Source organism: Streptococcus vestibularis ATCC 49124, assembly GCF_000188295.1.
GTDB lineage: Bacteria > Bacillota > Bacilli > Lactobacillales > Streptococcaceae > Streptococcus > Streptococcus vestibularis.
This window is the reverse complement of sequence record NZ_GL831112.1, coordinates 1,324,620-1,348,740: the sequence shown is the minus strand read 5'-3', so window position 1 is coordinate 1,348,740 and position 24,121 is coordinate 1,324,620. Positions and strand designations below refer to the sequence as shown.

The 24,121-nt window shown below is 41.9% G+C and carries 19 protein-coding genes and 1 riboswitch; of the genes, 17 read left to right on the top strand and 2 right to left on the bottom strand.

Annotated elements, in window-relative coordinates; all coding sequences use genetic code 11:
- The first annotated feature begins 593 nt into the window (after nt 1–593).
- Both HMPREF9425_RS06600 and HMPREF9425_RS06595 read left to right on the top strand, forming a co-directional pair.
- Entirely contained in the window at nt 594–2,330 is a 1,737-nt protein-coding gene (locus HMPREF9425_RS06600; RefSeq protein ID WP_003097685.1) for an ABC transporter ATP-binding protein, read from the top strand.
- A gap of 12 nt (nt 2,331–2,342) precedes the next feature.
- Nucleotides 2,343–4,130 carry an ABC transporter ATP-binding protein gene (locus HMPREF9425_RS06595; RefSeq protein ID WP_003097683.1) on the top strand — a complete coding sequence of 596 codons (1,788 nt, stop codon included), beginning with the start codon at nt 2,343–2,345 and terminating at the stop codon, nt 4,128–4,130.
- A gap of 99 nt (nt 4,131–4,229) precedes the next feature.
- On the opposite strand, the gene queA is transcribed toward HMPREF9425_RS06595, so the two are convergent.
- Complete coding sequence (gene queA / locus HMPREF9425_RS06590) at nt 4,230–5,273, bottom strand: tRNA preQ1(34) S-adenosylmethionine ribosyltransferase-isomerase QueA (protein ID WP_003097680.1); 1,044 nt, start codon at nt 5,271–5,273, stop codon at nt 4,230–4,232.
- A gap of 151 nt (nt 5,274–5,424) precedes the next feature.
- Between queA and HMPREF9425_RS06585 the strand changes: the two genes are divergently transcribed.
- The 6 genes from HMPREF9425_RS06585 to HMPREF9425_RS06560 all read left to right on the top strand — a co-directional run bounded on the left by HMPREF9425_RS06585 (nt 5,425) and on the right by HMPREF9425_RS06560 (nt 12,365).
- Nucleotides 5,425–6,126 carry a glucosamine-6-phosphate deaminase gene (locus HMPREF9425_RS06585; RefSeq protein WP_003093842.1) on the top strand — a complete coding sequence of 234 codons (702 nt, stop codon included), beginning with the start codon at nt 5,425–5,427 and terminating at the stop codon, nt 6,124–6,126.
- A 190-nt stretch (nt 6,127–6,316) separates the two neighbouring features.
- The gene (gene trhO, locus HMPREF9425_RS06580) at nt 6,317–7,300 is read left to right on the top strand and encodes an oxygen-dependent tRNA uridine(34) hydroxylase TrhO (RefSeq protein ID WP_003094431.1); all 984 of its coding nucleotides are present in this window, start codon (nt 6,317–6,319) and stop codon (nt 7,298–7,300) included.
- A gap of 117 nt (nt 7,301–7,417) precedes the next feature.
- Nucleotides 7,418–8,101: a VIT1/CCC1 transporter family protein gene (locus HMPREF9425_RS06575; protein WP_003093917.1), complete on the top strand. Its 684-nt coding sequence runs from the start codon at nt 7,418–7,420 to the stop codon at nt 8,099–8,101.
- An 80-nt stretch (nt 8,102–8,181) separates the two neighbouring features.
- Nucleotides 8,182–8,901, top strand: a complete 720-nt coding sequence (locus HMPREF9425_RS06570; RefSeq protein ID WP_003097676.1) for a 16S rRNA pseudouridine(516) synthase — start codon at nt 8,182–8,184, stop codon at nt 8,899–8,901.
- Nucleotides 8,902–9,146: 245 nt separating this feature from the next.
- Nucleotides 9,147–10,292, top strand: coding sequence for an amidohydrolase (locus tag HMPREF9425_RS06565; protein WP_003097673.1), 1,146 nt, complete (start codon nt 9,147–9,149; stop codon nt 10,290–10,292).
- Nucleotides 10,293–11,048: 756 nt separating this feature from the next.
- Nucleotides 11,049–12,365, top strand: a complete 1,317-nt coding sequence (locus tag HMPREF9425_RS06560) for an FAD-containing oxidoreductase (protein WP_003097661.1) — start codon at nt 11,049–11,051, stop codon at nt 12,363–12,365.
- Between the two features lie 250 nt (nt 12,366–12,615).
- Here HMPREF9425_RS06560 and HMPREF9425_RS06555 read toward each other — a convergent pair whose 3' ends face one another.
- Complete coding sequence (locus tag HMPREF9425_RS06555; RefSeq protein ID WP_003097657.1) at nt 12,616–13,179, bottom strand: nucleotidyltransferase family protein; 564 nt, start codon at nt 13,177–13,179, stop codon at nt 12,616–12,618.
- 262 nt (nt 13,180–13,441) lie between these two features.
- On the opposite strand from HMPREF9425_RS06555, the gene mvk reads away from it, so the two are divergent.
- From mvk to HMPREF9425_RS06510, 9 genes are all read left to right on the top strand, one after another.
- Nucleotides 13,442–14,320: a mevalonate kinase gene (mvk, locus tag HMPREF9425_RS06550; RefSeq protein ID WP_003093452.1), complete on the top strand. Its 879-nt coding sequence runs from the start codon at nt 13,442–13,444 to the stop codon at nt 14,318–14,320.
- The gene (gene mvaD, locus HMPREF9425_RS06545) at nt 14,302–15,246 is read left to right on the top strand and encodes a diphosphomevalonate decarboxylase (protein ID WP_003094632.1); all 945 of its coding nucleotides are present in this window, start codon (nt 14,302–14,304) and stop codon (nt 15,244–15,246) included. Before mvk ends, mvaD begins: the two co-directional genes overlap by 19 nt.
- Entirely contained in the window at nt 15,239–16,234 is a 996-nt protein-coding gene (locus HMPREF9425_RS06540; protein ID WP_003094239.1) for a phosphomevalonate kinase, read from the top strand. Before mvaD ends, HMPREF9425_RS06540 begins: the two co-directional genes overlap by 8 nt.
- 47 nt (nt 16,235–16,281) lie before the next feature.
- Nucleotides 16,282–17,289, top strand: a complete 1,008-nt coding sequence (gene fni, locus HMPREF9425_RS06535) for a type 2 isopentenyl-diphosphate Delta-isomerase (protein ID WP_003097655.1) — start codon at nt 16,282–16,284, stop codon at nt 17,287–17,289.
- Nucleotides 17,290–17,676: 387 nt separating this feature from the next.
- A riboswitch (M-box (ykoK) riboswitch) is annotated at nt 17,677–17,832 on the top strand.
- 224 nt (nt 17,833–18,056) lie between these two features.
- Nucleotides 18,057–20,717 (top strand): magnesium-translocating P-type ATPase, encoded by a 2,661-nt coding sequence (mgtA, locus tag HMPREF9425_RS06530; RefSeq protein WP_003097653.1) that lies wholly within the window; start codon nt 18,057–18,059, stop codon nt 20,715–20,717.
- A 288-nt stretch (nt 20,718–21,005) separates the two neighbouring features.
- A complete protein-coding gene (gene glmU, locus HMPREF9425_RS06525; protein WP_003097650.1) occupies nt 21,006–22,388 on the top strand; it encodes a bifunctional UDP-N-acetylglucosamine diphosphorylase/glucosamine-1-phosphate N-acetyltransferase GlmU in 1,383 nt (460 codons plus the stop codon).
- A gap of 75 nt (nt 22,389–22,463) precedes the next feature.
- Nucleotides 22,464–23,012 carry an NUDIX domain-containing protein gene (locus HMPREF9425_RS06520; RefSeq protein WP_003097648.1) on the top strand — a complete coding sequence of 183 codons (549 nt, stop codon included), beginning with the start codon at nt 22,464–22,466 and terminating at the stop codon, nt 23,010–23,012.
- A 3-nt stretch (nt 23,013–23,015) separates the two neighbouring features.
- Entirely contained in the window at nt 23,016–23,276 is a 261-nt protein-coding gene (gene macP / locus HMPREF9425_RS06515; protein ID WP_003097646.1) for a cell wall synthase accessory phosphoprotein MacP, read from the top strand.
- A gap of 67 nt (nt 23,277–23,343) precedes the next feature.
- Entirely contained in the window at nt 23,344–24,036 is a 693-nt protein-coding gene (locus HMPREF9425_RS06510) for a 5'-methylthioadenosine/adenosylhomocysteine nucleosidase (protein WP_003097645.1), read from the top strand.
- Nucleotides 24,037–24,121: the final 85 nt, after the last annotated feature.

The following is a 24,121-nucleotide window of genomic DNA, read 5'->3' as shown; positions in this document are numbered from 1 at the left end:
TGAATCAAATGATTCATCAGTTTTTTTCACTTTATCTATAAAAGGAATATGTACACATTGAACTAAAGAAAGTATCATTTAATTGAAATAAAATGATACTTATTTATTCTTGGTAAAAAACAGATACTGTCAATAATTTTGTGTAAACACTCAAGTAGAGTTACGGAGTGTTAATCAAATAAGCTTTCAAGTGTATCAGAACATTGGCCAAATCCTCTATGGATGAGTTGACTTTGCTTGAAATTATAATCTTCAAACAGGGTAACTAAATAACCTTCCAGAACCTCCTCAGTATCCTTCCTAAAAATTGTCAAAATGTAAATCCATTAAATAAATTCAGCAATATCAGTAATTAGAATAAGTCTGCTTCAATTACTCTTAAAATAATAAGGTAACGACTCAAGTCGCTTAATAAAGAAAACCAGGGTGTAAGCCCTGCTTTTTTCTATTGCTTTTAATATTTCCATTTGTTAGAATGTAGGTGATGTGCGTGCTTGTCACGCCCTTTTCTGTACTTTTTAATGTTTCGGAAGTTGGTATCGACTTTTGAAAACGTAAGAGTATAGCTTAATGAAGAAGAAAAGGAGAAATTTATGGCTTATATTTGGTCTTATCTCAAGCGTTATCCTAAGTGGCTAGCGATGAATTTTACGGCGGCCATTTTATTTGTTATTGCCAATTTGGGGCTGCCGACGGTTCTTGCCAGAATGATTGATGAGGGAATTAACCGTGGGGATGCAGACAAGCTTTATACCTATGCTTGGGTCATGTTTGGTGTGGTCTTAACTGGTATTGTTGGTCGTGTGCTTCTGGCCTATGCGGTTGGTAAGTTGACCACTACTATGGTGCAAGTCATGCGTAATGACATTTATGCTAAGCTTCAGGAGTATTCACACCATGAGTACGAACAAATTGGGGTATCTTCTTTGGTGACTCGTATCACGTCGGATGCTTTTGTTCTCATGCAGTTTGCAGATCAAGTTCTCAAGCTGGGTGTTATCACTCCTTTGATGATGGTTTCCAGTGTCTTTTTGATTTTGACGACAAGTCCATCTTTGGCTTGGATTGTGGCAATTTCCTTGCCTTTCCTAGCCGTAGTTGTCTGGTATGTGGCGGTAAAAACGCGTCCGCTTTCTGAAAAGCAACAGACAACGCTCGACAAGATTAACCAGTATGCTCGTGAAAATCTGACTGGACTTCGTGTCATCCGTGCTTTCGCTAGAGAAGATTTTCAAGAGAAGAAGTTCGCTTCTGAAAATGCTGTCTATGCGGATAATTCAAACAAACTTTTTAAATTGACTGGTTTGACTGAGCCACTTTTTGTGCAAATCATCATAGCCATGATTGTGGCAATTGTTTGGTTTGCTCTTGAGCGGTTAGGTTCTGGGACTTTGGCAATCGGTGACTTGGTTGCCTTTATTGAGTACAGCTTCCATGCACTATTGTCTTTCCTTTTCCTAGCCAATCTCTTTACCATGTATCCTCGTACAGCGGTATCTAGTGAACGTCTGCAGGAAATTATGGACATGCCGATTTCTATCAATCCAAATGAAGATGGCGTGACAGAAACCGAGACTAAGGGATATTTGGAGTTTGACAATGTGACCTTTGCCTATCCTGGTGAAACTGAAAGTCCTGTCCTACACAACATTTCTTTCAAGGCAAAACCTGGTGAAACCATTGCCTTTATTGGGTCTACGGGTTCAGGAAAATCATCACTTGTACAGTTGATTCCACGCTTTTATGATGTAACACTTGGACGCATTCTTGTGGATGGTGTGGATGTCCGTGACTACAATCTTAAGGCGCTTCGTCGTAAGATTGGCTTTATTCCACAAAAAGCTCTGCTCTTTACTGGAACTATCGGTGAAAATATTCGTTATGGTAAGGAAAATGCCAGTCATGAAGAATTGAATCAAGCTACTGATGTGGCTCAAGCCAAGGAATTTATCGAAAGTAAGGAAGAACGCTATGATTCTCACTTGGCTGAAGGTGGTAGCAACCTTTCTGGGGGACAGAAGCAGCGTTTGTCAATTGCACGTGCGGTGGTTAAACGTCCTGATCTCTACATCTTTGATGATTCCTTCTCTGCCTTGGACTACAAGACTGATGCGACCTTGCGTCGTCGTCTAAAAGAAGTGACCCAGGATGCGACGGTCTTGATCGTGGCTCAACGTGTGGGAACTATTATGGATGCTGATCAGATTATCGTTCTTGATAAGGGTGAAATTGTTGGTCGTGGTCGTCACGAAGAGCTTATGGAAAGTAATGACATTTACCGTGAGATTGCTAATTCACAATTGAATCAAAAGAGTCTTACGGAAGACTAGAAGGAGGTCAAAATGAAGAATAATAAAAAGAAAACAACTCATTCCTCAAGTTTTGGCCGCCTTTGGTCATACTTGCAGGTTTACCGTTTCCCACTTTACCTAGCTATTTTCCTGAAAATTATTAGTGTCACCATGAGTGTCATTGAGCCGGTGGTCATTGGTTTAGCCATTACGGAACTGACTAAAAATACACTGGACATCATTAAGGGGGTAGAAGGGGCTCATATCAACGTTTCCTACGTTGGTTTAGTTTTGGTCTTTTACCTCTTGCGTGGTCTCATCTATGAGTTGGCTTCTTACTATTCCAACTATTTTATGACCAATGCTGTGCAAGCAACGGTTCAGGATATGCGAAATGAGATGACTGAGAAAATCAATCGTACTTCAGTGTCATACTTTGATAAGCAACAATTTGGAGACCTTTTGGGTCGCTTTACTAGTGACGTCGAGACAGTTTCGAATGCCTTGCAGCAGTCATTCTTGCAGGTTGTCAATGCCGTCTTTACTCTAGCCTTGGTTATTGGAACAGTGCTGTACCTTAATCTTCAGTTGGGAGCTGTGGTTGTTATCACTATTCCGATTACTTACTTTGGTGCTCGTTTCATTATGAGTAAGTCTCAACCTTACTTTAAGCAGCAGGCTGATGCCCTAGGTACTCTTAACGGTTTTGTTCAGGAAAATCTGACTGGTTTCAATGTGCTTAAACTTTTTGGGCGTGAGGATAGGTCTTTAGACGACTTTAAAGAAATTACGGAAGACCTTCAAAAGGTAGGTTTTAAGGCCAATTTCATTTCAGGACTCATGATGCCTGTCCTTAATGGTTTATCTGACTTGACCTATCTAATTGTCGCCGTCCTAGGTGGTTTGCAAGTCTTAGCTGGTCACTTGACGATTGGTAATATGCAGGCTTTTGTTCAGTACGTTTGGCAGATTAATCAACCTATTCAGAACTTGACTCAGTTGGCTGGACAATTGCAGAGTGCTAAATCTTCCTTGGACCGTATTTTCCAACTGATGGATGAACCAGACGAGGTTAATGATGCTACTGAGGTGCTTGAAGGAGAATTAACTGGCCAAGTTAGCTTTAATCATGTGGAATTCCAGTATGTGGCTGATAAACCTTTGATTCGTGACTTTAATCTTGAAGTCAATCCTGGTGAAATGGTGGCCATTGTCGGTCCTACCGGTGCTGGAAAATCAACCATTATTAATCTTCTCATGCGTTTCTATGATGTTACTGCAGGTTCTATCTCGGTTGATGGTCATGATATACGCAACTTGTCGCGTCAAGATTATCGTAAACAGTTTGGTATGGTGCTTCAGGATGCTTGGCTTTTTGAAGGAACTATCAAGGAAAATCTTCGTTTTGGTAATCTTGAAGCAACTGATGAAGAAATTGTTGAAGCCGCTAAGGCTGCCAATGTGGATCACTTTATCCGTACGCTGCCTGGTGGTTACAATATGGAAATGAACCAGGAATCAAGTAACATTTCACTGGGACAAAAGCAACTTTTGACCATTGCTCGTGCGCTTCTGGCTGACCCTAAAATCTTGATTTTGGACGAGGCAACCTCATCAGTTGATACTCGTCTGGAACTCTTGATTCAAAAAGCCATGAAGACCCTCATGCAAGGCCGAACAAGTTTTGTCATTGCTCACCGACTATCAACGATTCAAGAGGCAGACAAGATTTTGGTCCTTAAAGATGGACAAATCATTGAACAAGGGAACCATGAATCCCTCCTTGCAGATAAAGGTTTTTATTACGATTTGTATAATAGTCAATTTTCGGAGAAATAAACAAGAAAATCCATCAGTTCATCATAACTGGTGGATTTTTTCTGAATGTGACGTGCAATAAAAGAGACTTCCCCAGTAAGAGAAGTCTCAAAATAACTCTTATTTCCCCGCACGTTGTGTTACGAACATGGCATCTCCGAAACTGAAGAAGCGGTAGCGTTCTTGGACGGCGTGTTTGTAGGCATCGAGGACGAATTCACGACCAGCAAAGGCTGAAACCAACATTACCAAGGTTGACTTTGGAAGGTGGAAGTTGGTTGAAAAGGCATCTACGACTGTGAATTGATAACCTGGTTTGATAAAGATATTGGTCCATCCTGAGTCGGCTTGGAGTCGGCCATTGTATTTATTGCCGATTGTTTCCAGTGTTCGGATTGAGGTTGTTCCAACAGCAACAATGCGACCTCCAGTGGCTTTGACGCTATTAAGGGTATCGGCAGCTTCTTGGCTGAGGGTGTAAAACTCTGAGTGCATTTCATGCTCGTCGACATTATCGACAGAAACAGGTCGGAAGGTTCCCAGTCCAACGTGGAGGGTGAGGTAGACCAATTTTACGCCTTTAGCTTCAATATTTTGAAGCAATTCAGGAGTGAAATGGAGGCCAGCTGTTGGAGCAGCGGCAGAGCCATTTTCCTTGGCATAGACTGTTTGGTAACGGTCGCGGTCTTCCAATTTTTCATGGATATAAGGTGGCAATGGCATCTCACCCAAGCTTTCCAAGACCTCAAGGAAGATACCGTCGTAGCTAAATTCTACGATTCGTCCACCGTGATCTAGTTCCTCAGTGACAGTGGCAGTCAAGCGACCATCACCAAAACTGACTTTAGCACCTACTTTAAGGCGTTTCGCTGGCTTAGCCAAAACTTCCCATTGATCACCTTGGGTATTTTTCAAAAGGAGAAATTCCACGTGGCCGTGTGTATCATTTTTTTCACCGTAGAGGCGGGCAGGAAGCACGCGCGTATTGTTCATGACCAAGGCATCGCCAGGGTTAAGCTGGTCAATGATGTGGTCGAAGTGGGTATCAGTCATTTCCTTGGTTACAGGATCAATGACTAAGAGTTTAGAGGCGTCACGTTGTTCCAATGGGGTTTGGGCAATTAGTTCTTCTGGTAGTTCAAAATCAAAATCGTTTGTATTCATTTCTTTCCTCGTTTAAAAATTTTCAGCCTTTTTATTATAGCACGATATAGGGCGACCGTCATTAAAGGAGTTGAGTGAAAGCGCTTGACAAAAGCGTTAAAAAAAGAGATAATAAAGAAAAATGGTATATACCAATATTGAGGTGAATAGAATGAAAAAGATTTTAGTTAAGAATCAAGTTGAGGGAGGCCAAGTTGCCTTTGAACTTCTAAAAGAGAGCCTTGCAGCGGGTGCTCAAACATTGGGATTGGCGACAGGTAGTTCCCCTATCGCCCTTTACCAAGAGATGGTTGAGAGTGATGTGGATTTTTCGGAACTTTACAGCGTCAATTTGGATGAATACGTCGGACTAGCACCAGACCATGAGCAGAGCTACCATGCCTTTATGAAGGCTCAACTCTTTGACGCTAAGCCATTTAAAGAGAGTTTCATGCCTGACGGCATGGCTGAAGATTTGGAGAAGGCGGCTAAGGACTACGATGACATCTTGTTGCATCATACCATTGACCTGCAAATCCTAGGAATCGGAAGTAATGGGCATATTGGTTTTAATGAGCCAGGTACGCCTTTTGATAGTCAAACTCATGTGGTCGACTTGACGGATAGCACCATTGAAGCAAATAGCCGTTTCTTTGCCAGTCGTGATCAAGTCCCTACAAAGGCTATTTCAATGGGAATTGCTTCTATTATGGCTGCTAAGAAGATAATATTGTTTGCCTATGGTGACAAGAAGGCAGATGCCATTTTCAAGATGGTCAAGGGTCCGGTGACAGAGGAAGTGCCAGCTAGTGTCTTGCAAAATCATCCAGACGTGACTCTTATCTTGGATCAAGCAGCTGCTGCGAAATTGTAATACTATCTTGTGGAAAAACAATCCGACGGAACTCAGGTTGAGGCATTTGGCACTCAGCCTTTTTCTTCTGTGAAAATGTGCTTCCAAGCAAATCAATTGCCTAGTCCTCTTTGATAGCGCTATAATAATTAAGTTGAATTTGACTATCAAACAACAAATATAGATATTTCATAAAGAAAGAGGAAATACAATGGCAAAACCTATTCGAGTATTGCTTTATTATAAATACCTTCCCATCGAAAACGCTGAGCAATTTGCGGCTGACCACTTGGCTTTTTGTAAGTCAATCGGTCTAAAGGGACGTATCTTGGTTGCTGACGAGGGAATCAATGGAACGGTTTCTGGTGACTATGAAACCACTCAAAAATACATGGACTACGTTCACAGCCTTCCAGGGATGGAGGACCTTTGGTTCAAGATTGATGAGGAAGAGGAGCAAGCCTTCAAGAAGATGTTTGTTCGCTACAAGAAGGAAATTGTTCACCTTGGTTTAGAGGATGACAACTTTGACAGCGACATTAATCCACTTGAAACGACAGGTGCTTACTTGTCACCAAAAGAGTTTAAAGATGCTCTTTTAGATGAGGACACTGTTGTCCTCGATACACGTAACGACTATGAGTATGACCTTGGTCACTTCCGTGGAGCCATTCGTCCTGACATTCGCAACTTCCGTGAATTGCCACAATGGGTCCGCGACCATAAAGAAGAGTTCATGGATAAGCGCGTGGTTGTTTACTGTACTGGTGGTGTCCGTTGTGAGAAATTCTCAGGGTGGATGGTTCGTGAAGGCTACAAAGATGTTGGCCAATTGCACGGTGGTATCGCGACTTACGGAAAAGATCCAGAGGTTCAAGGGGAGCTTTGGGATGGTAAGATGTATGTCTTTGATGAGCGCATTGCTGTTGATATCAACCATGTAGATCCTATAGTTGTCGGTAAGGATTGGTTCGATGGCACACCTTGTGAACGCTATGTCAACTGTGGTAACCCATTCTGTAACCGCCGTATCCTTACTTCAGAGGAAAATGAAGACAAGTACCTTCGTGGCTGCTCACATGAATGCCGTGTTCACCCACGCAACCGTTATGTCTCCGAAAATGGTTTGAGCCAAGAAGACGTTGTCGAACGCCTTGAGGCTATTGGTGAGAGCTTGGATGTAACACCTGCCTAAGTTAAACGAGTTAAGAAGCCGAGAGAAATCTCGGCTTTTTCAAATTTCTTATTTGTAATCATTCTAAATAACTGTTATAATATTTTTTAGAATGATTCTAAATAAGGAGCAAATAAATTGGAAGATAAGAATTTTGCAGAACGTTTGAATATTTTGAGAGCTGGCGTGTTGGGTGCTAATGATGGTATCATTTCCATTGCAGGAGTGGTTATCGGTGTGGCCAGTGCGACATCTAACATCTGGTTTATCTTGATTTCAGCCCTATCAGCGATTTTTGCTGGTGCCTTTTCGATGGCCGGTGGCGAATATGTCAGTGTCTCAACGCAAAAAGATACCGAAGAAGCTGCCATCGCTAAGGAACAAGCTCTCCTGGATCGCTCACCTGAAGCAGCTAGAGAGAGTTTGTACCAAACCTTCCTCAGTCAGGGGGATTGCGAAACAGCAGCGGAAGTTAAGGTCAATCAGGCCTTCAGTAAAAATCCTATCAAGGTCTTGGTTGAGGAAAAATATGGAGTTGATTTAGAAGAAATCACAAATCCATGGCACGCTGCCATCTCTAGTTTCTTTGCTTTTTCAGTGGGTTCTTTGCCACCAACACTAGCCATCATGCTTTTCCCAGAGCCTTATCGTATTCCTGTAACTGTGGTTGTGGTTGCACTGACTTTGCTCTTGACTGGCTATATCAGTGCCAAGCTCGGAAAAGCACCTATTAAACAAGCTATGTTGCGTAATTTGACAGTAGGACTCTTGACCATGCTTGTGACCTATGTGGTTGGACAGGTCTTCCATGTGAATGTGTAATTTTTAGTAATATGAGTCTACCTTCTTAGGTAGGCTTTTTTAGACTATTAGACTATACTTATCCATGGTACAATAGGGCTATGCGTTTAGATAAATTATTAGGACAGGCGGGCTATGGTTCTCGCAATCAGGTCAAGAAGCTCATTCGTAGTCGTCAGGTATATGTAGATGGTGTCCTGGCGGATCGAGATAATCTTAATGTGGATGCTAGTCTTCAAAGCATCACGGTTTCTGGTAAGGAACTGGAGCATGCGCCAGAAGTTTACTATCTCATGAATAAGCCAGCAGGTGTAGTGTCAGCTCGAAGTGACAAGAAGCACCAGACAGTTATTGATTTGATTAAGCCTGAAGATCAGCGAGAGGGTCTTTATCCTGTGGGCCGATTGGATAGAGATACGGAAGGCCTGGTGCTGATTACCAACAATGGTCCCTTGGGATTTGCCATGCTTCACCCACGCTATCATGTGGCTAAGACTTATTATGTTGAGGTTAATGATATTCTGGGGCCTGATACACCTGCATTTTTTGAGTCAGGTGTTGTCTTTGAGGATGGTACTATTTGTAAATCAGCTCAGCTAGAAATTCTAAGTTCTGCGAGCGACAAGAGCTGTGCTAGAATTACGATTTCGGAAGGTAAGTTTCATCAAGTGAAAAAGATGTTCTTGGCTTATGGGGTCAAGGTGACCTATCTTAAGCGGATTTCTTTTGGAGCGTTTAAGCTTGATGAAGGGATAGCAGTAGGATCCTACCGAGCGTTAACGGAAGCAGAAAAAGTGATTTTGCGTACTTATCTGGGCTAGTCATTTCTTCCTACTAAAGTATGATAGGAACTTTCAATCTCCTGATAGGTCCATCCTATCACTAGGCTTAATACTGTAAGGCCCATAACGACGGTCTTTTCTAGGGGTATAAGTAAAACTTATGACATTCTATAAGTTTTTTTAATTTCTCAAGCCTTGTTTCTGGTGGTATGATGGAATCAATTCGATTGAGAGTTTTAAAAAAGGATTGACAATCCAAAACTGATCAGAGACGGAGGTTCATTATGACAGAAGCATTTTATGATCATTTAGCAAAGACGCGTCATCAGATTCACCAACATCCAGAGGTCTCTGAGGAGGAGCATGAGACGACAGTCTTTTTGAAAGCTTATTTGAAAAATCTAGGTATTGAGCCTTTAAATTATCCCTTGAAGACAGGACTTATCGCTGAGATTGGGTCAGGTTATCCGATTATTGCTTTGCGTGCTGATATTGATGCCCTACCGATTAAGGAAAAGACAGGACTTCCTTATGCCAGCGACAATGGGGCTATGCATGCCTGTGGTCATGACTTTCACCAGACCTCTCTTCTTGGAGCTGCTCAGCTTTTAAAAGAAAGAGAAGCAGAGCTTAAGGGGACCGTTCGCTTGATTTTCCAACCGGCTGAGGAAAATTTCCAAGGGGCCTATCAGGTCATTGAAGCGGGCGGTATTGAAGGTGTGTCAGCTATTATCGGTTATCACAATAATCCTCACTTGAAACCTGGTCAGATTGGTCTTCGTTCTGGTGCTATTATGGCAGGCGTGGAGCAGTTTAGGGTTGATGTCAAGGGTGTTTCATCCCATGCGGCCCGTCCTGACTTAGGTGTGGATACGGTCTTGGTTACTACGACTATCATTAATAATTTACAGCAAATTGTGGCTCGGACGGTATCGCCCTTTGAATCAGCTGTATTGTCAGTCACTCATATCGAAGTTGGAAATACCTGGAATGTTCTTCCAGCAGCTGGCTTTTTCGAAGGAACGATTCGTACCTTTGAACCTAAGGTTCGTGAATCTGTTATTGCTCGTTTTGAAAAGGTCGTTCAGGCGACAGCAGACCAGTTCGGTGCTGAGGTAGAGATAAGCTGGGGTAATTCGCCTTACGTGACCTACAATGACCAGACGCTCACACCTCTCATCTTTGAAAATTCTAAATCCTTCGCAGAAGTGATTGAAACGCTGCCATCAACAGGCGGAGAAGACTTTGCGGCCTATCAAAAGGAAATACCAGGAGTCTTTGCCTTTGTCGGCTCTAATGGTGAGGAGGATGCCCCAGACTGGCATCATGATGATTTTCTTGTGAAAGATGAGGCCTTGCCTGTAGCTGTTAATTACTATGTAGAAAACGCTCTTTTCCTACTTGATTATTTTAAGGAGCAAGACGACTGACTATTCCCTTAATTGGAATTACTAGTAATGAAGAACCTGTTACGGAAGGAAGTCCAATCATACAGAGTTTCTCTTGAGTCATAAGCAATTAGCAGATCAAGGACTCTTAGATTATTTTGTTAAGAGTTTTAAATAAGGCTTTAGGACTTTACATTGGTACCACTTTTGAAATTGAAAAGGAGGACGTGCCTAAGGAGAAATATTCTTTTGATCATTTAGTTTACACTTAAGAACCCAGCCGCTTGGTTGGGCTCTTTTGTCGTATTTTAGAAGCAAGATTTCAAGATTTAAAAAGGAGGGAAGATTTTTAACTTGCTATTTTTGAGCTTTTTAGACAAAGTGAAAGCGTTATCATATCAATCCCGTTTTAAAAAATTATATCTGATTAATAGGCTACTTTTAAAGTCTGCGAGTAAAGAAAAACGCAATCGCTTGTCCGACTCTTGTTCTGGGAGCTAAAAAAGATCTGGTTCTATGAGTAGATGGTGTGAGAGAACTTGCCAACAACATTCCCCGTGCTTCCTATTATGAATTTGGCAAACAGGGTCACGCGGCCTTTATCGAAAGTAAGCAATTTAATAAAATTATATTAGAATTTCTGCGAGAAAAGGCTTAGGTAGTGGAATTATGGAAATCTATTAAAAACAGATGAGAAAGGGGTTACAATAAAAGCTGTAGCTTTTTTATTTTCCAGTTCAGATATGTGCAGTCTGAAAAATTAAATGATAGAATGGCAGTATATAGGAGGATACAGAAATGGTAAACTATGATTTGATTGTTATCGGTTTTGGTAAAGCCGGTAAAACTTTGGCTGCTAAGATGAATGCGGCTGGTAAGAAAGTTGCTGTCATCGAGCGCAGTAAAGCTATGTATGGTGGTACTTGCATTAATATTGCGTGTATTCCAACCAAGACAATGATTGTAGCGGCAGAGAAGGGCTGGTCATTTGACGATACCATGAAAGAACGTGGTGCAGTGACTGGCCGTCTTAATGCTAAGAATTATAAAATGTTGGCAGACAATGGCGTTGATGTCATTGATGCAGAAGCACATTTCGTGTCAAATAAGGTTATCGAAGTGGTGGCTGGTGATGACCGTCAAGAGCTTACAGCTGAGACTATTGTCATCAATACAGGTGCTGTGTCTAATGTCTTGCCTATTCCTGGCTTGACAACAACTAAGCATGTCTACGATTCAACTGGTATTCAGACCCTTGAAGCCTTACCAAAACGTTTGGGTGTCTTAGGTGGTGGTAATATCGGTCTTGAATTTGCTGGCCTTTATAACCGTTTGGGAAGCCAAGTAACTGTTTTAGATGCAGCGACTAGCTTCTTGCCACGTGTGGAGCCATCTATTGCTAAGTTGGCCAAGGAATACATGGAAGAGGACGGCATTGTCTTTGAGCAAGGTGTTAAAACTTCCGAAGTTAAGAATGATGGCGATGAAGTTGTCGTTGTTACTGACAAAGGTGAGTTCCGTTTTGATGCGCTCCTTTATGCGACAGGACGTAAGCCTAATATCGAACCTCTTCACTTGGAAAATACTGATATCGCCTTGACTGAGCGCGGTGGTATCCAAGTCAATAAACATTTGGAAACAAGTGTTCCTGGTGTCTTTGCAGTGGGTGATGTTAATGGTGGTCTTCAATTTACCTATATCTCACTAGACGATTTCCGTATTGTCTTTAATTACTTAACAGGAGATGGTAGCTATAACCTTGAAACACGTGGAGTTGTTCCAACAGCTATGTTCCTCAACCCACCTTTGGCTCAAGTTGGTCTTACTGAAGACCAAGCCAAGGAACAAGGCTTGCCAGTAGCAGTTAAAGAAATGCCAGTGGCAGGTATGCCTCGTGGTCATGTGAACGGTGATTTGCGTGGAGCCTTCAAAGCTGTGGTAAATCCTGAAACTAAGGAAATTTTGGGAGTGACCCTCTTTGGTCAAGAATCTCATGAAATTATCAATCTAATTACCCTTGCTATGAACCATCATATTCCATACACAGATTTGGCTAAACAAATCTTTACTCACCCAACTATGGCTGAGAACCTAAACGATTTGTTTGCGATATAAGATAAAAAGAGCCGAGAGGCTCTTTTTTTATGTAGAAGAAAAATTTTTAAGACTTTCCTTAGGTGAGTACGGTCGTCAGCGACCTTCTTCGAAGTTCCATGACTAATTTTTGAGCCCCTTCACTTTTTAATTTCTAGGCTCAGGCTAAAACAGTTTCCCGAACTGTTTTACTCTCAAAAATTCCGAGTTTCAGAAACTTTTCTCACAGCGGAAAGTATTGTAAAAAGTAAATCTCAAATCATAGTTTAATCTATTTGATAAATTCTATAGAAATGTTTGGCCAGAATGTGTTCCAATTTTTCTTTTTTACTCTCTCGTTATAGACCGTTTGTCGGTCCTTGTCTGAAAAGTAATGCGGTGTGGGAGAGACTCTGAAGTTAACTAAATCGTCTATTCCAAAGGGAATAAAAACCTCTAGTTCCTGATTGTCATTTAGTCTAGCAGCTATGGCAGTACATTTTTCGGGAAATTTTGAAACAGCATCTGTAGAGCTGACATACTTTTCAGTATTAGGGCTATGTTTATTCATATAATACTGATTTTTTATTTCCCAATTGTATTCAGGATATTTTCCCTTTATTTGATTTTCTATTTCAACAGTTTGCTCATATGATATGTTTTTATCAAAGAAAATGACATCGATATCTGAGAAATTGATATTTGAAGATGTATTTCCGGTGCTTAAGTAGTCCCAAATATAATTGCGTAAAGTTCCAGCACAAAGCCAACAGTCATTAAGTTGGAAAGAGTGGATAATCTTTAATAGTGCCATTAGTTCGGAGTTCTGTTTAATTAGTTTTTCGACATCAATCATTTTTTAACCTCATTGGCATTGTACTAGTTTAAGATAGAAATATCAATTTAGGACCATATCTCTAATGCAAAGCGACACTCTAGGTTAGATGTCGCTTTTTTTGCGCTTTGATGATAAGATAGAAGTGACATAGGAAAATTCCTTAGATTGGTGCTCTTAATCCACTCAGGGAGGTTGATAGACCTTGAGTTACCACTAGAAACTGTATGAAAAACTTAGAAAGATACTCGTATGCCAATTGGTCTGTGGGTGTGTATAACTTATGACTAAGAAAGTAGGAGTGGGCAAGGCCCACAGTAAGATTATTTTGATGGGGGAGCACTCGGTAGTTTATGGTCATCCTGCCCTTGCTCTACCTCTTAAGGATATTGAGGTTGTCTGTCAGATTCAGGCGGCTGATACTCCTTTGACGCTCAAGGCTCAGGATCCCTTGACGACAGCGATTTTTTCAGCGCTTAATTATCTGGAAATCAAGAATCAGCCTATCAGCTATGATATTTCGTCTAGCGTCCCTGAAAAGCGTGGCATGGGGTCATCTGCTGCAGTGGCCATTGCGGCTATTCGTGCGGTTTTTGATTATTTCGACCAGGAGCTTAGCCAGGAGACCTTGGAAATGCTGGTCCATCAGGCAGAGACTATTGCCCATAGTAAACCTAGTGGCTTAGATGCTAAGACCTGTTTGAGTGACCAAGCCATCAGCTTTACGCGAAACATTGGTTTCAAGGAAATCGAGGTCAATTTAGGTGCCTATCTGGTCATTGCTGATACGGGCATCCATGGAAACACCCGTGAGGCTGTGGAGAAGGTTGAGGCTATCGGGCTAGATGCCTTATCAGACCTGAACCGACTGGGCGAATTAAGTCAGCAGGCAGAACTAGCCCTCAAAGCCAAGGATCAAAAGCTTCTTGGTCAGCTCATGTCTCAAGCCCATAATCATCTTAAATCTTTAGGTGTATCTTGTGACTTGTCGGACCTTCTAGTAGCAACTGCTCTGGATCACGGTGCACAGGGAGCAAAGATGTCAGGCGGAGGACTGGGTGGTTGCATTATTGCCCTAACAAGTACCAAAGATCAAGCCCAAACGATTGCTAAAAAACTTCAAGAAAAAGGAGCCGTAAACACGTGGATAGAAAGCCTGTAAGCGTCAAATCGTACGCAAATATTGCTATTGTCAAATACTGGGGTAAGGCAGATGCGGAGCGTATGATTCCTTCAACCAGCAGTATCTCACTGACTTTGGAGAATATGTATACGGAAACCAAGTTGTCTTTTCTGCCTGAGGATGCGACTGGTGATGTCATGTATATCGATGATGAGCTCCAAGGGGAAAAAGAAACAACCAAGGCCAGCAAGGTCTTAGATCTCTTCCGTACCAATCCAAACCAACATGTCAAGATTGAAACTTGTAACAACATGCCAACAGCTGCAGGTTTATCATCAAGTTCCTCAGGTCTTTCTGCCCTAGTTAAGGCGGCTAACGAACTCTTCCAAGTAGGAAAAACGCAGTCTGAATTAGCTCAAATTGCCAAGTTTGCCTCAGGCTCGTCATCACGGTCTTTCTTTGGTCCATTGTCAGCTTGGGACAAGGATAGTGGTGAGGTTTATCAAGTTGAAACAGACCTTAAATTGGCCATGATTATGCTGGTTTTGACAGATCAAAAGAAACCTGTATCAAGCCGTGATGGTATGAAATTGTGTACCGAAACATCGACCTCCTTCCCAGAGTGGATTAAACAGTCTGAGCAGGATTACAAGGATATGTTGGCCTATCTCAAAGCAAATGATTTCCAAGCGGTGGGTGAGCTCACTGAAGCCAATGCCCTTCGTATGCACCAAACCACAAGTACGGCTAACCCTCCATTTTCATATCTAACGGAAGCCTCTTACCGGGCAATGGACAAGGTTAAGGCCCTCCGAGCCTCTGGTGAGCAATGTTACTTCACTATGGATGCAGGACCAAATGTTAAGGTGCTCTGTCTGGAAGAAGACCTGGACCGTCTGTCAGACCACTTCCGTAAGGACTATCAGGTCATCGTTTCACGCACCAAGGAGTTGCCAGATGCTTAAGCAGTCGGTCAGTCGAGCCAGGGTAAAAACAGGTGGGAAACTCTACATTGCTGGAGAATATTCTGTCTTAACACCTGGACAGACATCCCTAATTCAATTTATTCCTATTTTTATGTCAGCAGAGATCAAGAAAGCCCAAACTACCCAGTTGACCTCAGACATGTTTGACTACAGTGTGGACCGTGAGCCAGACGTAAATTACGCCCTCATTCAAGAGGCCTTGAATACTTTTGAGGCCTATTGTGGTGAGAAGTTGCCCGCTCTGGACCTTTCAATCACTGGAAAGTTGGAACGAGATGGGGTTAAATTTGGTATTGGCTCATCTGGTTCAGTTGTGGTATTGACCTTTAAGGCCTTGGCAGCAGCGCTTCAGAAAGACTTATCCAAAGACAGTCTCTTTAAGCTAGCTAGTTACACCCTCCTCAAACAAGGAGACAATGGTTCTATGGGTGATTTAGCTTGTATCGTATACGAGGATCTGATTTCCTATCGTTCCTTTGACCGTGCAAAAATAGCAGAGCTTATAGACCAAATGACTTTATCCGAGCTCTTGGAAATAGACTGGGGTTATCATATTAGTCCAGTAGTGTCAGTACTTAAAGCTCGCTTCTTGGTGGGGTGGACCAAGCAAGCTGCTATCTCAAAAGACATGGTTAAGATGGCCAAATCTCGTATATCAAGCAAGTATCTAAGTGAAACAGAAGTTGCCGTCCAAGATGCCATCAAGGCACTGGAAACAGGAAATAAGAATTTGCTTAAGAGCAGCCTTCAAACAGTTAGTGACCAGCTAGAATCATTGAGTCAAAATATTTATGTGGACAAGTTGAAAAAACTCAAAGAAGCTGAACAAGGGCTTGATGTTATCGCTAAATCCTCTGGAGCTGGAGGTGGTGACTGTGGTATCGCTTTTGCCTTTGACCAAGCTAGCCGAGATGCTCTAGTTGAGCGATGGCAACAGGCAGGCATAGAGCTCTTGTATGAGCTTTAGGGTCAGTTTAGTAGATATAATCACGCAAGAAAGTAAAGAAATAACCTATGACAAATCGTAAAGACGATCACATCCATTATGCCCTCAAGTACGAGTCGCCCTACAATAGTTTTGACGATATGGAACTTATCCACAAGTCCCTACCGACTTATGATTTAGATCAGATTGACTTGTCCACACATTTTGCGGGACGAGATTGGAAATTTCCCTTTTATATCAATGCCATGACAGGTGGTTCGGCCAAAGGTGGCGCTGTCAATCGAAAACTAGCTGAGGTAGCCAGCCGAACAGGTATTCTCATGGTGACGGGTTCCTACAGTGCTGCTCTAAAAGGAGAGGCACCAGAATCCTTTGACTATCGTCAAGAGTTTCCAGACTTAGACCTTGCGACCAATATCGGTGTTGATAAGTCTGTGGACCTGGGGCTTAAGACGGTGGAAGCTATGGATCCAGTCTTTTTACAGCTCCATGTTAATCTTATGCAGGAGCTTCTTATGCCTGAGGGAGAGCGTATTTTCCACACTTGGAAGGAAAATGTAGCGACTTATGCACAGAAAATAGAGGTTCCTCTTGTGCTTAAGGAAGTTGGCTTTGGTATGGATGAGAAAACCATTCGCTACGCCATGTCTCAGGGCATTAAGACTGTGGATATCTCAGGTCGTGGTGGAACTAGCTTTGCCTATATTGAAAATAGTCGAGGCGGCAACCGAGATTACCTCAATGACTGGGGACAAAGCACCGTTCAGACCCTCTTGCAATCCCAAGACCTTCGTGAAGATGTGGAAATCCTAGCCTCTGGTGGCGTGCGAAATCCACTCGATATGGTCAAATGTCTGGTCCTAGGAGCAAAAGGTGTAGGTCTATCGCGAACAGTCCTTGAATTGGTGGAACGTTATTCTGTGGATAAAGTTGTGGCTATTATCAATGGCTGGAAGGATGACCTTCGTCTCATCATGTGTGCCCTTGATTGTCGGACTATTGATGAGCTCAAATCTGTAGATTATATCTTACATGGCAAGTTACAAGGGACTTATGTCAAACAAGAGAAGTCATAAAGGTGATATCACTTTAACCCTGGTAAAGGATAAGTAACCCTAATCTTGTTTAGACTTGATTTAAACGAGCATTTAACGAGACTTTCCGCTGTGAGAACAGTTCTTGAAACACTAGTGGTTCAAGAACTCGGAATTTTTGAGAGTAAAACAGTTCGGGAAACTGTTTTAGCCTGAGCCTAGAAATTAAAAAGTGAAGGGGCTCAAAAATTAGTCATGGAACTTCGAAGAAGATCGCTGACGTCCGCACTCACTTCAGGAAAGTCTAAAAAAATCCATTTTACAAAAGAATATCTTACAAAAAAGAGCGGAAGCTCTTTTTTTATTACCCACTCAAGCAAAAAGTAACTTTTCCCCTTGACAAGTTACTGCCTTAGGAGTATTATTTTCAGTGAAATACGGTAGGTGAGGCTACCACAAGGATACGGATGACTACCGCAAAGCAGTGGAGACACTACTCGTTGGTCAACAGTCCTGATCGCCAAGGTCAAGACTAAGCTCATTTCATCGCCTTGCGGAGCTAAAGCTTGAACGGTCCATTTTTTGACAGAATCTATTAAAAAATCAACCTCGAGTTTATAGAGTCTCACCTGTATATGGGTAGGACTCTTTTCTTTTGTCTGAGGTCCACCCACTATGTAAAAAAATGAAAGGAGAAACCTATGAGACTAATCGACGATCACCCCGAACCGCACCTAACCAGTCAATCGCTGATTAGTGTCTTAGGGACTCCATAAGTGATTGGCTCCTGATTAAATAAGGAGATTCCAATGTCAACAAATAAAGAAAGACTTATTGCTGCTCTTCAAGAGCCACTTGAAACAACCCTTACTCGCTACAAGACTCATTTGGATGGCTTGAAGGAAGACCAAGTAGAAGAAAACCGTGCCCTTTATGGGGAAAATGTCATAACCAAAGGACAAGAGGATTCTATCATCAAAAAGATTTATGAATCTATCATCAATCCCTTTACTGTTATTCTCTTAGTCATTGCTCTGGTTTCCTTTATCACCAATGTCTGGCTTGCTAAACCGGGTGAAGAAGACCCAACGACTTCTATCATCATTGTCACTCTAGTTTTGATATCTGGTGGTATCCGTTTTATTCAAGAACTTCGTAGCGACAAGGCTGCCAGTAATTTGTCTCGCATGATTGTCAATACAGCAACAGTACTTCGAGATGGCAGTGAGCAAGAAATCCCAATTGATGAAATTGTGGTTGGAGATGTGGTCAAACTAAGTGCGGGAGATATGATTCCGGCTGATGTGGTCTTACTAGATTCTCGTGATTTCTTTGTTCAACAGTCTGGCTTGACAGGTGAAAGCGATGCTGTGGAAAAAGCTTGTCTGGCTAAAGCAGATGGTCAAAATCTAGAGAGCCTGCTTGAAAGTGAGAGCCTTGCTTTCATGGGAACTAATGTTATCTCTGGTCGTGCAACAGCCTTGGTTTTAGTTGTTGGTGATGAGACCATGATGGGAGCAATTGAGCAGACCATCAATACTTATGACGAACAAACTTCATTTGAACGTGAGATGAATTCCATTTCTTGGCTCTTGATTCGACTCATGTTGGTTATGGTTCCTGTTGTTTTTGTGATTAACGGTTTAACAGATGGGGACTGGCTTGAAGCCGGCGTCTTTGCCCTTAGTGTGGGAGTCGGTTTGACCCCAGAAATGTTGCCGATGATTATCACAGCCAGTCTTGCCAAGGGTTCTATCATTATGGCCAAGGAAAAGGTGGTCATCAAAAAGCTTAATGCTATTCAAGACCTAGGGGCTATCGACATCCTTTGTACGGATAAGACAGGAACCCTGACTCAGGATGAAATCGTTCTTGAGTACCCTCTTGATATCCATGGTGACCTTGACCTATCAGTACTTCGGAGAGCCTATCTTAATTCTTATTTCCAAACTGGCTTAAAAAATCTTATGGACCGTGCCATTATTAGCCGAACTGAAAGAGAAGCTAAGAAACATGACATCGTTCGTGACCTTGACCAGACCTTCCACAAGATTGATGAGCTACCTTTTGATTTTGAACGTCGTCGCATGAGTGTCATTGTTCAAGACACTGATGGATTGGTTAGCATGGTGACAAAAGGTGCCCTTGAAGAAATGCTCTCTGTTTCTAACTATGTGGAATACAAGGGAGACATTATCCCATTGACTGACGATGTTCGTGAGGAAGTCCTTACGGAAGTTGCACAGTTGAATGAACAAGGTTTGCGTGTTCTCGGTGTTAGCTACAAATCACAGCTTAATGAAAATGACGTCTTTAGTGTCGAAGATGAAAGTGATATGATTTTGACGGGATATCTTGCCTTCCTTGACCCACCAAAACCATCAGCAGCACCTGCTATCAAGGCTTTGGCGGAATATGGTGTGACCACAAAAATTTTGACTGGAGACAATGATAAGGTGACACAGGCTGTCTGTGAAAAAGTTGGTCTAGATGTGACGCACATTCTACTTGGAAGTGATCTTGATACCATGTCAGATCAAGATTTGGCTAAGGCTGTGGAAACGACAACAGTCTTTGCTAAGTTATCCCCAGACCAAAAGGCACGAATTATCCTAAGCCTTAAGGAAAATGGGCATAAGGTAGGCTATATGGGTGATGGTATCAACGATGCCCCATCCATGAAGGTGTCAGATGTGGGGATTTCTGTGGATACAGCTGTTGATATCGCCAAAGAAACTGCAGATGTTATCTTGCTTGATAAGGATTTAATGGTCTTGGAAAAAGGTTTGGTTGAAGGACGGAAGGTCTATGCTAATATGACCAAATATATCAAGATGACCGTTTCTTCAAATTTCGGGAATATCTTTTCTCTCCTCTTTGCCAGCATTTTCTTACCATTCCTACCAATGGCACCTGTGCATTTGATTGTCCTAAATCTTGTCTATGATATCTCTTGTATCGCCCTTCCATTTGACAATGTGGACAAGGAATTTCTTAAAGAGCCACATATCTGGGAAGCCAAATCAATCATGCGTTTCATGGCTTGGATAGGACCTATTTCGTCCGTATTTGATATTTTGACATATATCTTGCTCTATTTCATCATTGTGCCAATGATTTTGGGGCATGGCTATGTTCATGGTTCACCAGAAGCAGCAGCCTTTATCATTATTTTCCAAACAGGTTGGTTTATCGAATCTATGTGGTCTCAAACCATGGTTATCCACATGTTACGTTCACCAAAACTACCATTTATTCAAAGTCACCCAGCACTATCAGTTGTTGTGACAACCTTATTTGCTGCTTTCTTTGTGACTGCTCTTCCATACAGTCCATTGGCTGATCTCTTAAAACTCAGCCATCTAAACGGTCTCTATTTCATTCTCTTGTTTATCATCATTACTTTGTATATGCTTAGTGTTACCTTTGTGAAGCATATCTATATTAAGAAATACAAAGAATGGTTATAGGATAACTATACTTAGAAAAAGAGCGGAAGCTCTTTTTTTCAATACCGTCCACTCTGCCAAAACTTTCTTATTTATGGTATAATAGGGCGATTATAGATAATCAGACGCCGTTAAAAACGGTTATTCTGAAAGATATATTTTCTCATAAATGAGAAATTGTGCTTTTTCAAGCTCTCCTTTCTTGAGTTGGCCATCCCAGTGGGAGGATAAGGTCCTGAGATTTGGGGATCAAGGTTAAGACCGTCACGAAAGAAATCATTACAAAAAATATTAAGAAGGAAAAAGAAAATGAGTAATTACGCTATTATCCTTGCTGCGGGTAAAGGAACTCGCATGAAATCAGATCTTCCAAAAGTATTGCACAAGGTTTCAGGCATTACTATGCTTGAGCATGTTTTCCGTGCAGTTTCAGCTATTGAACCAGCTAAAAATGTTACTGTTATTGGTCACAAGGCTGAGCTTGTTCGTGAGGTTTTGGATGGTCAATCTGTCTTCACTATGCAAACAGAGCAGTTGGGGACAGGTCACGCAGTAATGATGGCTGAAGAAGAGTTGGCTGGACTTGAAGGACGAACGCTTGTTATCGCTGGGGATACACCTTTGATTACCGGTGAAAGCCTTAAAAACCTTATTGATTTCCACGTTAATCACAAAAATATTGCCACTATCTTGACTGCAACTGCCGACAATCCATTTGGATATGGCCGTATCATCCGTAATGAAAATGGTGAAGTCACTAAGATTGTTGAGCAAAAAGATGCAAATGAGTTTGAACAACAGGTTAAAGAAATTAATACAGGGACTTATGTCTTTGACAATAAACGTCTCTTCGAAGCGCTTAAAAATATTAATACTAACAATGCTCAAGGGGAATACTATTTGACGGACGTCATCTCTATTTTCCGTGAAAATGGTGAAAAGGTAGGTGCCTTTACCCTCCGTGACTTTGAAGAAAGTCTTGGAGTTAACGACCGTGTTGCCCTAGCTACAGCAGAAGATATTATGCGTCGTCGTATTAACAAGACTCACATGATTAATGGTGTTACTTTCCAAAATCCAAATGCGACATACATTGATGTAGATGTGGAAATTGCACCGGACGTTGTGGTTGAAGCTAATGTTACTCTTAAAGGACAGACTAAAGTCGGAGCAGAGTCAGTGTTGACCAACGGCACTTATATTGTTGATTCAACTATCGGTGCCAATACCGTCATCACTAACTCAATGATTGAGCATTCAGTAGTTGAAAAAGGTGCTACCGTTGGTCCATTTGCCCATATTCGTCCGGATTCAATGCTCAAAGAAGGCGTTCATATCGGTAACTTCGTCGAGGTTAAGGGTTCTACTATCGGTGAAAATACTAAGGCTGGTCACTTGACCTACATTGGTAATGCGGAAGTTGGTTCTGATGTTAACTTTGGTGCAGGGACGATCACTGTAAACTATGATGGTCAACATAAATTCAAGACTCAAATTGCTAACAACGTCTTTATCGGAAGCAATTCAACCTTGATTGCACCGCTTGAAATCGGGGACAATGCACTTACAGCAGCTGGTTCAACCATTACGGATAATGTTCCAGCTGACAGCGTAGCTATTGGACGCGGCCGTCAGGTCAATAAAGAAGGCTACGCTATTAAGAAACCTCACCACCCAAGCCAACAAAAGTAGGCTTAAGCCTATCTAAGTCTTGCTTCTATTGAAGAGATGAATTAGATTGGGCTCATAGATTAAAGGAGTCAAGTCATGGAGTTTGAAGAAAAAACACTCAAACGTGAGTCAAAATTTAAGGGACATATTTTTGAAGTTGCAGTGGATGAAGTTCTCTTGCCAGACGGTAAGACAGCTGGCCGTGAACTGATTTTCCACAAGGGAGCAGTGGCCGTTTTAGCTGTTACCCCTGAAGGGAAAATTATTATCGTCAAGCAATACCGTAAGGCTATTGAGGCCGTTTCCTACGAGATTCCTGCGGGTAAACTGGAAGTCGGTGAGGCTGGCGATGAGATGGCTGCAGCAGCGCGTGAACTTGAAGAGGAGACTCAGTATAGGGGCGAACTTAAATTGATTCATGAGTTTTACACAGCCATTGGTTTCTGTAATGAAAAAATTAGGCTCTATGTTGCTACAAATCTCCAGCCTGTTGAAAATCCACGTCCACTTGACGAAGATGAGTTTCTTGAAATTTATGAGTTGACTTATGAGGAGTGTATGGAACTCGTAGCTTCAGGTGCTATTCAGGATGCTAAAACCATCATTGCTCTCCAGTACTATGCACTTCATTTTGGAGGAAAATAAGTTATGAGTAAGCCACTTTTGACTGACGAAGTCATTGAGCAGGCCAAGCGTGGGGAAATTGACTTAGAGGATTATCCTTATTATCAGGACTACGAGGAAGAGTTCTATGCAGAGGACTATGAGGCTAATTATCAGCCTTCTGCATACAAGAGCCGCCGGATTGAGAATGCTAAACGTAATCAATTTCAGCACAAGCTTAATCGCATCCTCTTTTGGATTGTCGTCCTCTTGATTATTCTCATTGTTGCTGTCTTTTATTTCTAAAAAGTCTGTGAGTTGGATGGATGTATTTGCTGAACTCTGATAAGATTACAAGTAAAAAAGGAACTATATGAAAATCGGAATTATCGCTGCCATGGAGCAGGAATTAGTGCTTCTAGTGGAGCAATTGGAAAATAAAGTTGAAGAAATTGTTTTAGGCAACACCTACTATACAGGACGATTGGGTAAACATGATGTTGTTTTGGTGCAATCAGGTGTAGGAAAGGTCATGTCAGCCATGTCTGTGGCTGTTCTAGCAGACCACTTTGAGGTTGATGCCCTAATTAACACTGGCTCTGCAGGAGCAGTAGCACCTGGACTTAAGATTGGAGACGTGGTTGTGGCATCAAGATTAGCCTACCACGATGTTGATTTGACAGCATTTGGCTATGACTATGGGCAAATGTCTATGCAACCACTCTACTTTGAAAGTGACTCTACCTTTGTAGAGACTTTTGAAAAGGTTTTAGCTCAAGCCTCTATCGACTCTAAAATTGGTCTTATTGCGACAGGAGATAGCTTTATTGCGGGTCAGGATAAGATTGATGCTATTAAAGGGCATTTTCCAGAAGTCTTAGCCGTGGAAATGGAAGGAGCAGCCATTGCTCAAGCTGCACACAGTGTCAAGAAACCTTTCATCGTTATCCGTGCTATGAGTGATACAGCAGCCCATGACGCTAATATTACCTTTGACGAATTCATTATTCAGGCGGGTAAACAATCAGCTGCTATCCTAGTGGAGTTTCTCAAAGAACTTGCTTAAGTAGTATAAATGAGTCTTAAGGCTCACCTTCTTAATAAGGTTAAAATCTACTGTCATTCTTAAGAGAATGACAGTTTTTTGTGTC

Excerpts from the sequence above, each read along its gene's own strand:
- HMPREF9425_RS06600 (WP_003097685.1), top strand. The coding sequence starts at position 594 with ATGGCTTATATTTGGTCTTATCTCAAGCGTTATCCTAAGTGGCTAGCG.
- HMPREF9425_RS06595 (WP_003097683.1), top strand. The coding sequence starts at position 2,343 with ATGAAGAATAATAAAAAGAAAACAACTCATTCCTCAAGTTTTGGCCGC.
- queA (WP_003097680.1), bottom strand. The coding sequence starts at position 5,273 with ATGAATACAAACGATTTTGATTTTGAACTACCAGAAGAACTAATTGCC.
- HMPREF9425_RS06585 (WP_003093842.1), top strand. The coding sequence starts at position 5,425 with ATGAAAAAGATTTTAGTTAAGAATCAAGTTGAGGGAGGCCAAGTTGCC.
- trhO (WP_003094431.1), top strand. The coding sequence starts at position 6,317 with ATGGCAAAACCTATTCGAGTATTGCTTTATTATAAATACCTTCCCATC.
- HMPREF9425_RS06570 (WP_003097676.1), top strand. The coding sequence starts at position 8,182 with ATGCGTTTAGATAAATTATTAGGACAGGCGGGCTATGGTTCTCGCAAT.
- HMPREF9425_RS06565 (WP_003097673.1), top strand. The coding sequence starts at position 9,147 with ATGACAGAAGCATTTTATGATCATTTAGCAAAGACGCGTCATCAGATT.
- HMPREF9425_RS06560 (WP_003097661.1), top strand. The coding sequence starts at position 11,049 with ATGGTAAACTATGATTTGATTGTTATCGGTTTTGGTAAAGCCGGTAAA.
- HMPREF9425_RS06555 (WP_003097657.1), bottom strand. The coding sequence starts at position 13,179 with ATGATTGATGTCGAAAAACTAATTAAACAGAACTCCGAACTAATGGCA.
- mvk (WP_003093452.1), top strand. The coding sequence starts at position 13,442 with ATGACTAAGAAAGTAGGAGTGGGCAAGGCCCACAGTAAGATTATTTTG.
- HMPREF9425_RS06540 (WP_003094239.1), top strand. The coding sequence starts at position 15,239 with ATGCTTAAGCAGTCGGTCAGTCGAGCCAGGGTAAAAACAGGTGGGAAA.
- fni (WP_003097655.1), top strand. The coding sequence starts at position 16,282 with ATGACAAATCGTAAAGACGATCACATCCATTATGCCCTCAAGTACGAG.
- mgtA (WP_003097653.1), top strand. The coding sequence starts at position 18,057 with ATGTCAACAAATAAAGAAAGACTTATTGCTGCTCTTCAAGAGCCACTT.
- glmU (WP_003097650.1), top strand. The coding sequence starts at position 21,006 with ATGAGTAATTACGCTATTATCCTTGCTGCGGGTAAAGGAACTCGCATG.
- HMPREF9425_RS06520 (WP_003097648.1), top strand. The coding sequence starts at position 22,464 with ATGGAGTTTGAAGAAAAAACACTCAAACGTGAGTCAAAATTTAAGGGA.
- macP (WP_003097646.1), top strand. The coding sequence starts at position 23,016 with ATGAGTAAGCCACTTTTGACTGACGAAGTCATTGAGCAGGCCAAGCGT.
- HMPREF9425_RS06510 (WP_003097645.1), top strand. The coding sequence starts at position 23,344 with ATGAAAATCGGAATTATCGCTGCCATGGAGCAGGAATTAGTGCTTCTA.